This window comes from Streptomyces sp. NPDC001020 (genome assembly GCF_053599115.1).
Window position 1 is genome coordinate 208,178 of the sequence record NZ_JBSFLQ010000002.1, and the last position, 14,399, is coordinate 222,576.

Genomic DNA, 14,399 nt, shown 5'->3' on the forward strand with positions numbered 1-14,399 from the left:
CGGCGACCTCCGCAGGGGTCGCCACCTTGCGCCGCCCGTCCCGCGATTACCGGCCATCGGGTGGAGTGGGTACGTGGTCCTGCTCGCGGAGTGACACCGATCGGGGACAGCGTGTTACTTCGCTGTGGCACAATCTGCCGTCCGGGCCGCCCCGGGGTTCAGGTGCGGGGCGGCCCCTCAGCTCTGTCTCCGTCCCGGAAACCCGGTCCGCACACGCTCCAGGCGTGCGCCGTCTCGCGTCGGGCATGAGAGGAGCCGGGCCCGGCGCCCGGGGGAATAGCGCCGAAGCCCGGCTCTGGGAAGAGCCCCGGCGCCGGGGGGAGTGCGTCGGGACTCGGGTCTGGGGGGCGCGAGCCGTATGGCCCGGCGCCTGCCGACGAGGGACTCGCTGGTCTTGTTCCCCGGTCCGCGAGGTTGAAGCGGCGCATCAGCGCCACATCGTCAGAGACGGGAGCGCCACCGGGCCGACGGTGCGGCCGTCGGCCCGCGGACGCCGGTCCTTACGCCGCGGCGTCGAACCCCGTGTCCCGCGCCAGCTTCTTCAGCTCCAGCAGCGCGTGCTTCTCAATCTGGCGGATCCGCTCACGCGTCAGGCCGTGCTCCTTGCCGACCTCTGTCAGCGTGCGCTCCCGGCCGTCCTCGATGCCGTACCGCATCTTGATGATCGAGGCTGTGCGCTGGTCGAGCCGGCCGATGAGGTCGTCCAGCTCCTCGCTGCGCAGCAGCGTCAGTACCGACTGCTCGGGCGACACAGCCGAGGTGTCCTCGAGCAGATCACCGAACTGCGTCTCGCCCTCGTCGTCCACCGACATGTTCAGCGAGACCGGGTCACGGGCCCAGTCGAGCACATCGATGATGCGCTCCTCGGTCGCGCCGAGTTCGGCCGCGATCTCGGCCGGTTCCGGCTCCCGCCCGTGCTCACGGTTGAACTCCCGCTGCACACGGCGGATCCGGCCCAGCTCCTCGACCAGGTGGACGGGCAGCCGGATGGTTCGCGACTGGTCGGCGATGGACCGTGTGATGGCCTGGCGGATCCACCACGTCGCGTATGTCGAGAACTTGAAGCCCTTGCGGTAGTCGAACTTCTCGACCGCGCGCACCAGGCCGGCGTTACCCTCCTGGATCAGGTCGAGCAGCGGAAGACCGCTGCGTGGATAGCGGCGCGCCACAGCGACGACGAGCCGGAGGTTCGAGCGGATGAAGACGTCCTTCGCCCGCTCCCCTTCGGCGACCAGGGCCTCCAGCTCCTCTCGGGTGGCATCGGCCTTGGCCTTCTCCTCACCTTCGAGGATCTGTCGCGCGAACACACCGGCCTCGATGATCTGGGACAGCTCGACCTCCCTTGCGGCGTCGAGCAGCGGCGTACGCGCGATCTCGTCGAGGTACATGCCGACCAGGTCGCGATCGGCGATCTCGCCGCCATGGGCGCGAACACTGTGTGCCGCGTCGCTGGTCTCGCCTTCGGCGGACTTGCGACGGGCGACGGCACGGGTTGCCATGCGTGCTCCCTTGCGGTTGGGGGTCCCCCGCTCGGCCGGAGCCGAGATGAGGGGAGGGCTGGCGATGGTCCTGTGACGCTTCGGCCACTCTTTCGGGTGCCCGGCATCTGATGGAAACAACGACTGGAATCCGGACAGAATTCCCAACCTGCCCCTCAATTTTTGTGATCATGCAGTACCCTGCGCCGCCACGAAGGGGGGCCGGACACCGACGGAACGTGATGAGGCGCAGGTCAGACCAGGAGGCGAAGGTGACCTCGCAGCCCTCACGGGCGTCCACAGCCACTCAGTACGCGAGACGCCCGTCACATTCGACACCGAAGCCTTCGGACCGTAGGAGCGACACCCTTGGCTGCTCTCCCACCGTGAAGACGGCTCGCACCGGCTGAAGGTTGCTGCGGTCGAGCACTCACGGGCGATCCGGCGTACGCCGCATCCAGCGCCCTTCCGCCCGGATGCGACCTCGCATCTCGCACCTCGTAGGAGAAAGGAACTCCGCCCGGGACCAGGCTCCGTTGCCCCCTCAGGACATCAGAGCCCGGTCCGCTACCCGAACTGCACCGACCTCTTGGCGAGCCCCATCCAGAACCCGTCGATCACCGACCGCTGCGCGTCCAGTTCGCCCGTCGCGTCCGCCGCGCCCATCGTCACGAAGAGCGGGGCGAAGTGCTCCGTGCGCGGATGGGCGAGACGGCCCGCCGGGGACTTGTGGGTGAAGTCGAGAAGGGCGTCGACGTCGCCGGCTTCGAGGGCGCGGTGGCCCCAGTCGTCGAACTCCGCCGACCAGCCGGGCACTCCCCCGCCCACGTGACGAAGAGCCGCGAGGTTGTGGGTGAAGAAGCCGGAACCGATGATCAGGACACCCTGGTCGCGCAGCGGCGCCAGCTTGCGGCCGACCTCCATCAGCTTGACCGGGTCGAGGGTCGGCAGGGAGATCTGCAGGACCGGGATGTCAGCCTCGGGGAACATCTCGACGAGCGGGACGTACGCGCCGTGGTCCAGGCCGCGGTCCGGGAAGTCCTGTACGGGGATTCCGGGGGCGCGCAGCAACTTGCCTACCTGCTCGGCCAGTTCGGGAGCTCCGGGGGCCGCGTAGGTCACCCGGTAGTAGTGCTCGGGGAAGCCCCAGAAGTCGTGGACCAGCGGGACCGTCCGCACCGCGCCGAGGGCGAGCGGGGCCTCCTCCCAGTGGGCGGAGACCATGAGGATCGCCTCGGGTCGCGGCAGACCGGCGGACCATGCGGCGAGCTGTCCGGGCCAGACCGGGTCGTCGGCCAGCGGGGGTGCGCCGTGACTCAGATAGAGGGCGGGCATGCGCTCGGGCACAGCGCGCCCCCCGGCGACGACGGACATGACGGCGGCTCCTTTCTCGGGCCTACGCGAGATCCTCGCTATTTGAAGTCTCAAGTTCTACCCGCACAGCGTAACGCCCACTTGTTTAATGTTCAATAAGCGCTCTCGTACAGTGGTACCCATGAGGACGGCATCCGCTGACGACAAACGCTGGCTCACCGACGAGGAACAGCGCACCTGGCGCGCGTACATGCACGCCGTCACCCTTCTCGAGGACCATCTCGACCGCCAGTTGCAACGGGACGCGGGCATGCCGCACGTGTACTACGGCCTGCTCGTCCAGCTCGCCGAGGCGCCGCACCGTCGGCTGCGGATGACCGAGCTGGCCATGCAAGCGAAGATCACCCGTTCGCGGCTCTCGCACGCCGTCGCCCGCCTGGAGAAAAGCGGCTGGGTGCGGCGCGAGGACTGCCCCTCCGACAAGCGCGGGCAGCTCGCCGTCCTCACGGACGAGGGCTACGAGGTGTTGGCGCACACCGCGCCCGGCCATGTGGCGGCGGTACGCCAGGCCCTCTTCGACCGGCTCACCCCCGAGCAGCAGAATTCCCTCGGCGAGATCATGACGATCGTCGCCGAGGGGCTGCAGCCGAAGGAGGCAGGGGCTGACCTGCCCTGGTGCCGCTGAGCCCCGGGCGGAACGTCCCGGACACGGCTGACCCCAGGTGTCCGCGCTCAGGCAGCACGGTGCGCCCACCGCTCACACGACCGGCCCCGTGCCGGCCCTCTTGCTCGAGCTTTCCTGGTCATCACCCCTTCCGCACCGGAGAATCCCTCGTTCGGTCCGCTCGACGAGCGTCCCCGCACGCCGCGCCACAGGGTGATCGCAGGGGTGCAGCCGGACACCGGCGGCTGCCGTGGAGCGAAGGGCACCGCATGCAGCCGTCCAGCCGCCGGATACGCCCGCGCCGTGTCGCCGCACTCGCCTCGGTCACCGTTCTGACGCTGGCGGTCAGCACCTCCGCCACCAATGGGCACCTGTTGACGGATTCCACGACGGCGGGCCCCATAGCCCCGACCCGCTCCTTCGCGCTCCGCCCCTGCCTGATCCACGGCCGCGCCGGCGTCCAGATGTCGGAGGGCATCCCGACCGTCTCCGGCTACGCCCGCTCCACCGGCACCGTCCGCGCACTGAACCTCATGATCGACTTCGCCGACGCGCCCGGTCAGGGCCGCGCGCTCGACCGGTTCGCGGAGTTCTTCCCGCAGACCCAGAGATGGTTCGGCACCAGTTCGTACGGGCGCCTCGACTACCGCCCGGAGGCGCCGATACGCCACTGGCTGCGCATGCCCAAGCCGTTCAAGGCCTACGGGATAGAACGCGGCGCCCCCTTCGACCCCGGCTACCGCGCACTCGTCCAGGACATCGCGGCCGCCGCCGGACCCAAGGTGGACTTCCACCACTACGACCTGCTGAACGTGCTGGTCACGCCGAACGCGGGCCCCTCCGCACTGGACACCGTCCTGTCGGTGACCTTCGCCGCCAACACCGAGGCGCCGGATGCCGACGGCGTGCCGGTCGCGAACGCGTCTTTCATATACGGCCGCCAGGACGACGGCTCCGGCTCGTACGCCCTGACCGGCTACCGGGTCCTGCCCCACGAGAACAGCCACATCTTCGGCCTGCCCGACCTCTACACCCAGGAGGGCGGGACCGCGGTCGGGCACTGGGACATCATGAGCGAGGACTGGGGCGCGAGCAACGACCTGCTCGCCTGGCACAAGTGGAAGCTGGGCTGGCTGGACGACTCCCAGGTCAGCTGCGTGACCAGACGTGGCACCGCCGACTACACGCTGACGCCGTTGGGCCGCGCCGGGGGCCGCAAGCTGGTCTTCGTACCGATCAGCTCCAGCGCCGGGTACGCCCTGGAACTGCGCACCCCCGAAGGCAACGACGCGGTGGTGTGCCGGCCCGGCATCCTCATCTACAAGGTCGACGCGAACGTCGACACCGGCAACGGACCCGTCACGGTCTACGACTCCCGGCGCGACAGCGGCGGCTGCACCCGCAGCCCCAACGTCCAGGCCGAACTGTCCGACGCGCCGTTCACCCCTGGGCAGACCTTCAAGGATCCCAAGGGCGGCATAGTCGTCACCGTCGCGGGGACCAACCCCTCCGGTGGCTACCGGGTGCGTGTGACGCGAGGGTGACGGGACAGAACCGCGGCCCTTCCCCCTGTCCCGCGAACCGCATCGGCCCGCTCCGACCGGTGGTGTGATCATCGGTCGACATGACCTATACTTGATCATGAGCCGGTCACCAGAACTCCTGGTACCCGCCCATGCGTTGGTGGTCCAAGGAAAGACGCCCCACTTCCTGTGGGGAGATGCAGGTGCAAGGCCTGCCCGGCGCTCGAACGGAACCCCATTCCGCACACTGCGGGGTGGGGTTCCTGCGTTGCCCGCCCCTATGACCGCTCCCTGAGGCCGAGCAAAGTGATGGTGGACCTGGAGCGCCTGCCTTCCGGTGGGTGGCGGGTTACGCGATGCAGCACGCCGAGGTCGTCGCCAAGAACATCATCGCCCAGATCAAGGGCGAGGAGCCGACGGAGACCTACCAGCCGCTGGGCTTCCCGATGATCCTTCTCCCACTGGGCGCCAAGGGCGGCGTCGGCCAACTTCCCTCACCCGAGGGCCCGTTCATGGCCACGGCCGAAATGGTCTCCGAGTACAAGGGCCAGGACCTGTACACCGGCCGCTTCGTCGGCACGCTGGGCCCCACGGCCGCCTGACCGGTCGCCGTCGGCCGACCCTCGCACCACGGCACCACCACGCGATGCAACCACCGCACCACCGCACCACCCGACCTCGCCGCGGAAGCGCCGGCCCTCCTGAATCCCCCGAATCTCCTGACTCGGACCGGCGAGCCCGCGCGGCGTCTGCGCTTCCCGATCCCTTGGCGACCCGTCGGCTGAAGGGCTTCCGCCAGGACAGCAAGTCAGCCCACCCCCTGCGACACTCCCGCCGCGAGTGCCTGCATACGGCGCCCGGGGTGACCTTCTGGTCCACCTCGGCCAGGCCTGGGTGAACGACTCCGTCACCCGAGCACTCAACGCGATCCACTCCTACCGGCACCCAGCAGGTCACCGTGCCCCGGTCCCCCAGCACCCAGCACAAGATCCCCAGCGAGCCGCATCCCCCGAACGCCGAGCACGCCACCCGCTACACTGGCGGCGGCGAGCAGGCCCTCACGGGCCGATCGCCAACCTGTCCAAAACAGGTCAGGAAGCGATTCCAAGCGCGGCATCGTTTCGGACACGTTCACGGACAGTTCCCCGCCTTCGTAGCTCAGGGGATAGAGCACCGCTCTCCTAAAGCGGGTGTCGCAGGTTCGAATCCTGCCGGGGGCACAACGCTTTACCGCTCTGACCTGGGGTTTATCCCCCAGGGAGGGCTCCTACTCGGCCTCGGACTCCTCGTCCGGGGCCGTTTGCGTGAGCGGTGCGTGAGCGGATGGAGAGTTGATCTCCGAAATTCCTCCCAACGGATCAGCATCATCCGGCACGGCCTCCGGGCCGGGATGCTCCGCGTCGTTGGGCTCGGCCTCCGCCTCGGGGGCGGTGTTCTCGGAGGTGGCACGGGCGCGCGGGACGAGCCGGGCTGCGGCCTCGGCGATCGCCAGGTCCGCCTCGGGGAGCAGGCTCGTGTACGTGTCGGCCGTGATGGTGATCGAGGAGTGGCCGAGCATCTCCTGGATGTCCTTCAGGTCGGCCCCGGCCGCGTGGGCGAGGGTCGCGGCACCGTGGCGAAGGTCGTGGAGCCGGACCGGCGGGAGACCGATCTCCTCGTACAGCTCGATGAACCGCCGTGTGACGTTGGCGGGGTGGAGCAACTCGCCGTTCTCCTTGGTGAAGACGCGTCCGGTCTCCACCCAGGCGTTCTCCCACTCCTTACGGTCCTTGTCCTGCTGGGCGCGGTGCCGCTTGAGGGCCTGGACCGTGTCGGAGTCGAGCGCGATGGTCCGCGCGCCGGCGTCCGTCTTGGGGTCGTCCTCGTACACCTCCCAACCGTCCACGACGAGTTGCTTGGCGACGGTGATGAGACCGGCGTCCAGGTTGGTGTCGGTCCACTTCTGCCCGCATGCCTCGCCCCGCCGCAGTCCGCGGAACGCAATCAGGTGGAACAGGGCATACAGGCGGTCCTCCGCGACGTGGTCAAGGAAGAGGCCGGTGTGCTCCGGCGTCCAGACCATCACTGACGAGGGCTTCTCGCCGGTGCGCTTCCAGTGGAGGATGCGCTCTTCGGTCCATACGAGGGCCTTGGGTCGCTTGCCCGCCTCCAACTCGACGTGGGCGGCCGGGTTGAAGGTGATGAGTTGCTGGGCGGTCGCGGCGTTGAGTGCGGCCCGGAGGGTGGAACGGACGCGCTGGCGGGTGGCCGGACCGACGATGCGGCGGTACGGCTCCATCTCGGCGATGGCTGCCTTCATCGCCTTGCGGCGAGCGCGGGGCTCGCGGCCCTTCCAAGGGATCTGGGCGAGGTCCTCGAACGCCTTGCGGCGGGCCGCGTTGCCTTCGGCGATCTCGACGTTGGCCTCGGCAATGGCCTCGAACATCTCCGACAGGTGGGCGACCCGGAGGCGGTCGAGCCGGTAGTGCCCGATCCGTGGTTTGAGGTGGACGCGGATGTTGCTCTCGTCGCGGCTGATGGCGCTCTGCCGCCCCTTCTTGCCCGCCAGCCACATGTCCAGCCACTCGCCGACCGTGAGCCTGCTCGTCAGGTCCAGGCCGTGACTGAGGCGCCTGCGGGTCGCCTCGATGTTCGGCAGCGGAGCCTTATCGTCGGCCACCTTCTCCAACAACTCGGCTATCTGGGCCAGGCCCTCGGAGTCGTCGGCGTCGGCCAGGCCGACGAGCGCGCGCACGTGGTCGAGGTCCGCCTGGGCGGCCTTGAGGGAGTCGTAGCCAGCGCGGCTGAAGGAGCGGCGGGTGCCGTCTTCGCGGGGCGGGAGCTCCTGGCGTATGGAGTACGAGCCGTGCTTGCGGCTTGAGAGCTTGGGGCATTTCTTGCCAAGTGGCTTGCCCGTGTGGGGGTCGCGGCAGTAGCAGCGGCGGTGGGTGGAGCCCTTCAAGGGCGTTCCTCCGGGGTGGTTTCGGTATCGGGTTCGGGTGGGTCGACGTCGCCCAGTGCGGGTGGCAGATCGGGCGGGGTGGCCCCCTCCTCGCGGAGGTCGCGGCGGAGGTAGCGGAGCCTGTACTTGGCCGAGACGGCTTGATCGGCGTACTTGGCCTGCTGGCGCTCGGCTTCTTCCTTCTCGGCGCGGCTGGTGGCCGTCTTGGCCGCGAACCGGGCGCGTTCTTCCTCTTCGAGCGCGGCGAGAGCGGTGCGGACGAGGCTGGCGTGGAGTTCGAAGTCGGGGACGAGGCCCGCGTCGTGGCCGGGCACGTCCTCTTCCCCGGTGAAGCGCCGTAGGGCGTCCCAGGTGGGCACGAGGTGCTGGAACGGCAGTTCCTGGGTCTCCTCGACGTAGCCGACCGGGAAGATCAGGCAGACCGGGTACGTCTCCAGGGCGGCAGCCAGGACCATGACGTCCACAAGGGGGAGGGTGGCCCGGCGCCCGGACTCCATGTTGGCGATCACGTTGCGCGGGATGGGATGCCCGAGCTGCTCGCACCGGTCCGCCAGGTCCTGCGCACTCCATCCCATCTCTTTCCTTCTGCGCCGCACTTCGCCGGCGACGTTGGCCTTGATCCGGTCCGCCCACTCAGGGACGTCGTCCTCGTCACTTCCATCATCGAAACGGTGTTGTGTCATGAAGACACATTAGCTTGGCCATCCTGGTTTGTAGGCGCCTGGAGCCGGATGTGATGACCGCGTTCGCCGAGGGCTGCATGGAAAGGGACGCACTGCATGCGCGACGACGCGATGGCCGGAGACTCGAAGCACTCGAAGGGGATGAGCCGGGAAGAGGTACTCGCCCTTCCCGTGGCGGTTGACCTGGACACCAGCAATCGAGCGCTCGGGCTCGGCCGGAGCAAGGGCTATGAGTTGGCGAAGCGGGGCGCCTACCCGTGCAAGGTGCTGCGGCTGGGCAACGCCTACCGGGTGGTGACCGCAGATCTGTGGGAGCTGCTCGGGCTGGCGGCGTGAAGGCGGGGGAGCGTAGCAGACAGTTCTGCGCTGAGCTGACACAGAAACGCTGGACTGTTGCATGGGCTGGACGTACTGTCCGTGTTCCCTCGGGGAGCAGACCGAGTGTCCCGACTCGGGACAGAGCACGTGTTCGGTCGCTGAACACAGCGAGCCTCCGGCGCGGCAACGCCGGAGGCTCGGGAATCCCCGTCGCCCGCATCCAACGAACGATCCGCGCCGCTGGGCCTGCATGCCCGGCGGCGCAGAAGAGGAGCCACCTGGTGCAACCTGAGAACCCCGCGCCCTATTCCACCCCCGTACCCCTTGCCACCGCATGGCCGCCGGTCGCAGTGCCGGGCAAGCCCGACCAGGGCGAACCTGAGCCGACTGCGCAGGGCGAGGCGGTCGAGACTCCGGCACCGGATCCGGAGCCGACCGTCGGCTCGGCGCTGCTGGACGAACTACGTGCGCAGATAGCGAAGTTCGTGATCCTGCCCTCGTCGGAGGCGCTGGATGCGGTGACGCTGTGGGTTGCGGCGACGCATCTGCAGCCCGCCTGGCAGCACGCACCGCGCCTGGCGGTGGTGGGGCCGGCGAAGCGGTGCGGCAAGTCGCGGCTGCTGGACGTGCTGACCGAGACGGTCCACGACCCGATGCTCACCATCAACACCACACCGGCGGCGGTGTTCCGGTCGATCACCGAGGAGCCGCCCACGCTCCTGGTGGACGAGGCGGACACCATCTTCGGCACGCCGAAGCAGGCGGAGAAGAACGAGGAGATGCGCGGCCTGCTCAACGCCGGCCACCAACGCAACCGCTACGTCACGCGGGTGGTCGGCAACGACCACACCCCGCACCGGTTCGCCACCTTCGCCATGGCGGCGCTGGCGGGGATCGGTGACCTGCCCGACACGATCATGGATCGGGCTGTGGTGATCCGTATGCGCCGCCGGGCGGAGGGCGAGCGCGTCAAGCCCTTCCGTTCCCGACGCGACATCCCCGCTCTGCACGACCTGCGCGACCGGATCGCTGCATGGGCAAGGCCGCTGCTGGATGAGGCAGCGGACCTGGAGCCGGACATGCCGGTGGAGGACCGGGCCGCAGACACCTGGGAGCCGTTGGTCATCATCGCGGACCTGGCCGCCGGATCCTGGCCCCGTCGCGCCCGCGAGGCGTGCGCACGGATGGTCGCCGCAGAGGTCGAGGCAGAGGAGGACCGGCCCGGCGGAGCCCGAATCCTCGCCGACATCCGCAGGGTGTTCGTAGCCCAGCGCGAGCCCGACAGCCTTACCACGGACGAACTACTCCACCAGCTCCGGCTGGATGCCGAGAGCCCCTGGGCGGAGTGGGGACGCAACGGGCTGAACGCCAAGGACCTGGCAGCGATGCTCCGAGAGTTCGATATCAGGCCCGGCAACGTTCGCCTCCCCGACGGAACCCAGCGCAAGGGCTACATGCGCAACAAGTTCCTCGACCCGTGGCGGCGCTACTGCCCCACTGTCCACCCAGTGGATACCGAGCCTGCCGCCCCCAGCGCAGACTGACCCCCGCATCCCCCGGGTGGGCGTCCCTGCCGTCCCTCCCGTGATTCCGCAGGTCAAGGCACGTGTAGGCAAGACGGCAACCGGCGACAAGACGGCAACACGATCATGGTGAGTTGCGGCCGTCGAGAGGACGCCGCCCGGACCCGTCTTGCGCCGTCCCACGCGTCCTCGCCGTATCACCACAGGTCACAGCCCCGCCGAGCAGGACGGCACAACGTAGCAGTGCCGTCCTGACCGGCAGGGGGACACGACGAGACGCCGCCGGCAGGCCGCTGGCCGTCAGGCCGCGCCGCACACGCCGGAAGACCCCGAACGCCGCCGGTACGGCACATCCACGCCCTGCCGTACCGGCCCTGACCTGCGCTTGCAACGGCCAAGACGGCAAGACGGATCACACCACCAAAGCCCAGGAGCACCCCGCTTGACCCTCCCCACCCCCATACCCACCCGTCGGGGGCACCGCCCCGACGGAGGACGGCTGTCGATGACGAAGAAGGACATCGAGCGATACACGCTCGGTGCGGCCGGGGTCGTCATCGTCGCCCTCACCATCAGCGGATTCTGGCTGTCGTACGCACACCTCGCCGAGGTCGCCGGACAGCACGGGCTGCGCAACTCTCCCACCCGCCGCTGGGCCTGGCCGGCGACCCTCGACGCCTTCATCGTCGCGGGCGAACTGCTCATGCTCCGCGCGGGCCTGCGCCGGGTCACCGACAGGTGGGCGATCGCCCTCACGGCCACCGGATCGGTCGGCTCCATCGCGCTCAACGTCGCCGGAGTCAACGGCACCGGCAGCGCAGCCACCGTGCCGCTGCTCGACTACGTGGTCGCCGCAGTCCCCCCGACCGCAGACCTGCTGGCCTTCGGCGTCCTGATGCGGCAGATCCACCAGCTCGTCGACCAGCCTGCGGGCCATCCGGAACCCGCGCCGGTCCAGGCGCCGGTTCCACCGGTCACCGCACCCGCCACGCTCGGCGAGCCACCGGCCGAGCCCGCCCAGCCAGTGACGCCGACCGCCCTGTCCGCCCAGCCGACGGAACCGGCTTCCGAGGTTGCGGAGAGCAGGCCGCGCGGCGGCCGCCCGCCCAGCGCCACGCTTGACGAACTCGTGGAGATCGGCCGGATCGCCCTCGCCGAACACGGCACGCTCACCCGGTCACTGCTCCGAAAGGCCGTTAAGGCCAAGGGGCTGACGATCAGCAGCGAGCGGCAGACCGACGTGATGGCCACCCTCCGGCCCGAAATCGAAGCTGCCGCCGAGACCGGTCCGGACAGCGGCTGACCGGAATCCTCACGGCGTGACCGGAACCCTTCCGGTCACGCCGGCCAGTCGGCCACCCGTCTCACTCGCCGCCCGCTTCTCCACATCTGTGGACGACGCGGTGACCGCCCCCACTCCGCCGCCCCCTCCTGCGGAACTGCCCGCCTTCCCCACCTCTTCTGGAGCACCGCCCGTGACGCACGACCCGCACCGCCCCAAAGACACTCACGACGTGCCGATACCGCTGACGAAGTCCCCTACGCTGATGAGCCGTCTGCGGCTTGCGTTCGGACGGGTGGCCCCCGGCGGAGCCAGTAGTACCCCGAGTCCGACTCAAGGCCGGCCTTCGGGGATCTCCGCCCCAGGGGAGGCGGAGACGGCCCAGCGCCAGGGGGCGCAGGACCAGGAGGCCGTGGCCGAGGGCGGCCCCGACCCGGACACACTCCACGCCGTCCAGCGCGAAGTTCTCCACCCTGCCCCCACCGCCGAGACTTCCGCCGGCGAGCCCGTTGTGCAGAACGTGCAGCCCACCATCCGCCGCTTCAACGGCACCAAACGCGACGAGCGCGTCGGCCCCCTGCGCTTCACCCCCGACCAGCTCGCCCTGCTTCAGGACACTGCCGCCCAGCATGGCTACAAGGGCCACTCCGGCTTCGCCGCCGACATCGTCCTCGCCTTCGTCACTGGACGGTTCACCGCCAACCTGCCTCTATCCGAGGACCGCCGCCGCACTCATATCTTCCGCGCCCAGGTTCTGCGCCAGCTCAACCGGATCGGCGTCAACGTCAACCAGATCGCCCGCGCCCTCAACAGCGACCACACCCCACCCGACATCCGTCAGCGCCTGAACGAACTCCAACAGCTGCTGGAGCTGATCGCCGAGGCCATGCGCCAGCCCGTCGATCCAGAGACGGAGGCGGCCGCGTGATCGCCGCCATCAAGCCGGCCGGGTCCAACACCCGCGGCCTGCTCGCCTACCTCTACGGTCCCGGACGCCACGACGAACACCTCGACCCACACATCGTCGCGGGGTTCGCCATGCTCGGGATGCCCGACCCCGGCCGTGACGAGAACGCCACCCTCACCGAACTCGCCCGTTACCTCGACGAACCCGTGCGGCTGCGCAACAGTGAGTTTGGACAGAAGGTTACCGATCACGTGTGGCACTGCCCTGTCCGCGCCGCGCCGCGCCCGAAGACCGCTATCTCTCCGACGCCGAGTGGGGCGAGATCGCCCAGCGCATCGTCCAGGCCGCCGGCATCGCCCCCGCCGGTGACGACCTGGCCTGCCGCTGGATCGCCGTACGACATGCCGACGACCACATCCACATCCTCGCCACCACCGTCCGCGAGGACGGCCGCCGCCCCAAACTCCACGACAGCGGCCTGCGCGTCGGTGACGCCTGCCGAGAGGTCGAGAAGGTCTACGGGCTGCGGCAACTGAAGAAGGGTGACCGTACTGGGGCCCTCCGGCCTACCCAGGCCGAGATGCACAAGGCCGAACGCCTCGGCTGGGACCAGATCAGTGCCGAGTGGCTCCAGGACCGCATCCGCGCCGCCATCCCCCACGTGACAGGCGCCGAGGAGTTCATCGCCTACCTTGAAGCCGACGGCATCGAGGTCAAGGCCAGGCGCGGACCGTCAGGCGACCTCCTCGGTTACGCTGTCGGCCGCCCCGGCGACCTCAACGACAACGGTGAGCAGATCTTCCACCCCGGAGGCAAGATCTCCCCCGACCTTTCCCTGCCCAAGATCAAGGCACGCCTCGAATCCGGCCGGCCTGAAGAGCACCCCACCGCCCGCCGCAACCGCCCCAGCACCCCCTGGCACCAGGCCACCGAGGCACTCGACACCCTCCACACCGACCTCACCGACGACACACACGCCCAGGCTCACATCGCAGCCCTCGGCGAGCTGCTCGAAGCCACCGCCCAGAAGGCACCCGCCAACCTGCGCGCCGAACTCCAAGCCGCATCCAAGGCGTTCGCCCGAGCCCAGCGCTCCCAGATTCGCGCCGAAGACCGAGCCGCCCACGCCCTGCGCAACGCGGCACGCGACATCGCCCACACCGCCACCGGCCCGGACGGCAGCACACTCGCCGCCATGCTCGCAGCCCTCCTCTGGGCAACCATCGTCGCCAGGCGCTGGCACGAAGCGAAGTACCACGCCCACCAGGCCGACGCCGCCCGCCAGGCCGTCCAACACCTCCAGACAGCCGCAGGCCGCGCCCTCGCCCCGACGCTCACCGAACTCGTAGCCCGACCGCCCAGGGACCAAGCCCGCCGCGTTCTCGCGAGCGACGTACGGGCAGCTGTCCCCGACCACGCCGAACGGATCCTCTCCGACCCGGCCTGGCCCGCGCTCGCCACCGTCCTCGCCGACGCGGAAGCCCGCGGCCACCAACCCCACCAGCTCCTCAGGGAGGCCGCCGCCCAACGCGAACTGACCACCGCCCGCCACCCCGCCCGCGTCCTGATCACCCGTATCCAGCACACCGGCCGAAACCCGGCCCCCAACCGCCGCGCCGAAGCCGCCCGCCGGCGCTCGACCATCGCGGGCTCGGTCGGCACTTCCCAGAGCCGTGGCCACCAGATCACAGCTGCGGCATCGACGCTCACCGAACAGCAGCACCAGCAGCGTCGGTAGGGACCAACACTGCCTGCGCCCCGGCGAC

General features: G+C 69.6%; 11 protein-coding genes, 1 tRNA gene and 1 pseudogene. 9 read left to right on the forward strand and 4 right to left on the reverse strand.

The window, feature by feature from the left end:
* Positions 1 to 500: 500 nt before the first annotated feature.
* Positions 501 to 1,499 (reverse strand): sigma-70 family RNA polymerase sigma factor, encoded by a 999-nt coding sequence (locus tag ACWDEX_RS02580; protein ID WP_450461288.1) that lies wholly within the window; start codon positions 1,497 to 1,499, stop codon positions 501 to 503.
* Positions 1,500 to 2,045: 546 nt separating this feature from the next.
* Positions 2,046 to 2,852, reverse strand: coding sequence for a dioxygenase family protein (locus tag ACWDEX_RS02585; protein WP_450461289.1), 807 nt, complete (start codon positions 2,850 to 2,852; stop codon positions 2,046 to 2,048).
* Positions 2,853 to 2,973: 121 nt separating this feature from the next.
* Here ACWDEX_RS02585 and ACWDEX_RS02590 point away from each other — a divergent pair, with 121 nt between their 5' ends.
* From ACWDEX_RS02590 to ACWDEX_RS02605, 4 genes are all read left to right on the forward strand, one after another.
* Complete coding sequence (locus tag ACWDEX_RS02590; protein ID WP_450461290.1) at positions 2,974 to 3,477, forward strand: MarR family winged helix-turn-helix transcriptional regulator; 504 nt, start codon at positions 2,974 to 2,976, stop codon at positions 3,475 to 3,477.
* A gap of 248 nt (positions 3,478 to 3,725) precedes the next feature.
* Complete coding sequence (locus ACWDEX_RS02595; protein ID WP_450461291.1) at positions 3,726 to 5,000, forward strand: M6 family metalloprotease domain-containing protein; 1,275 nt, start codon at positions 3,726 to 3,728, stop codon at positions 4,998 to 5,000.
* A 335-nt stretch (positions 5,001 to 5,335) separates the two neighbouring features.
* A complete protein-coding gene (locus ACWDEX_RS02600; protein ID WP_450461292.1) occupies positions 5,336 to 5,581 on the forward strand; it encodes a hypothetical protein in 246 nt (81 codons plus the stop codon).
* Positions 5,582 to 6,126: 545 nt separating this feature from the next.
* A tRNA-Arg gene (locus ACWDEX_RS02605) sits at positions 6,127 to 6,199 on the forward strand.
* Between the two features lie 47 nt (positions 6,200 to 6,246).
* Here ACWDEX_RS02605 and ACWDEX_RS02610 read toward each other — a convergent pair.
* Positions 6,247 to 7,920: a site-specific integrase gene (locus tag ACWDEX_RS02610; protein WP_450461293.1), complete on the reverse strand. Its 1,674-nt coding sequence runs from the start codon at positions 7,918 to 7,920 to the stop codon at positions 6,247 to 6,249.
* Entirely contained in the window at positions 7,917 to 8,603 is a 687-nt protein-coding gene (locus ACWDEX_RS02615; protein ID WP_450461295.1) for a helix-turn-helix domain-containing protein, read from the reverse strand. The genes ACWDEX_RS02610 and ACWDEX_RS02615 overlap by 4 nt, the downstream gene beginning before the upstream one ends.
* Positions 8,604 to 8,699: 96 nt before the next feature.
* On the opposite strand from ACWDEX_RS02615, the gene ACWDEX_RS02620 reads away from it, so the two are divergent.
* From ACWDEX_RS02620 to ACWDEX_RS02640, 5 genes and pseudogenes are all read left to right on the forward strand, one after another.
* Complete coding sequence (locus ACWDEX_RS02620) at positions 8,700 to 8,939, forward strand: hypothetical protein (protein ID WP_450461296.1); 240 nt, start codon at positions 8,700 to 8,702, stop codon at positions 8,937 to 8,939.
* Between the two features lie 263 nt (positions 8,940 to 9,202).
* Positions 9,203 to 10,465: a DUF3631 domain-containing protein gene (locus ACWDEX_RS02625; protein ID WP_450461297.1), complete on the forward strand. Its 1,263-nt coding sequence runs from the start codon at positions 9,203 to 9,205 to the stop codon at positions 10,463 to 10,465.
* A gap of 484 nt (positions 10,466 to 10,949) precedes the next feature.
* Entirely contained in the window at positions 10,950 to 11,747 is a 798-nt protein-coding gene (locus tag ACWDEX_RS02630; protein WP_450461370.1) for a DUF2637 domain-containing protein, read from the forward strand.
* A 16-nt stretch (positions 11,748 to 11,763) separates the two neighbouring features.
* Positions 11,764 to 12,654 carry a MobC family plasmid mobilization relaxosome protein gene (locus ACWDEX_RS02635; protein WP_450461298.1) on the forward strand — a complete coding sequence of 297 codons (891 nt, stop codon included), beginning with the start codon at positions 11,764 to 11,766 and terminating at the stop codon, positions 12,652 to 12,654.
* Positions 12,651 to 14,371: pseudogene (locus tag ACWDEX_RS02640) on the forward strand (relaxase/mobilization nuclease domain-containing protein). Before ACWDEX_RS02635 ends, ACWDEX_RS02640 begins: the two are co-directional and overlap by 4 nt.
* Positions 14,372 to 14,399 lie beyond the last annotated feature (28 nt).

Bases quoted from the DNA above. Each gene is read 5' to 3' on its own strand.
- ACWDEX_RS02595 (WP_450461291.1), top strand. From the start codon at position 3,726: ATGCAGCCGTCCAGCCGCCGGATACGCCCGCGCCGTGTCGCCGCACTC.
- ACWDEX_RS02580 (WP_450461288.1), bottom strand. From the start codon at position 1,499: ATGGCAACCCGTGCCGTCGCCCGTCGCAAGTCCGCCGAAGGCGAGACC.
- ACWDEX_RS02630 (WP_450461370.1), top strand. From the start codon at position 10,950: ATGACGAAGAAGGACATCGAGCGATACACGCTCGGTGCGGCCGGGGTC.
- ACWDEX_RS02590 (WP_450461290.1), top strand. From the start codon at position 2,974: ATGAGGACGGCATCCGCTGACGACAAACGCTGGCTCACCGACGAGGAA.
- ACWDEX_RS02585 (WP_450461289.1), bottom strand. From the start codon at position 2,852: ATGTCCGTCGTCGCCGGGGGGCGCGCTGTGCCCGAGCGCATGCCCGCC.
- ACWDEX_RS02620 (WP_450461296.1), top strand. From the start codon at position 8,700: ATGCGCGACGACGCGATGGCCGGAGACTCGAAGCACTCGAAGGGGATG.
- ACWDEX_RS02600 (WP_450461292.1), top strand. From the start codon at position 5,336: ATGCAGCACGCCGAGGTCGTCGCCAAGAACATCATCGCCCAGATCAAG.
- ACWDEX_RS02615 (WP_450461295.1), bottom strand. From the start codon at position 8,603: ATGACACAACACCGTTTCGATGATGGAAGTGACGAGGACGACGTCCCT.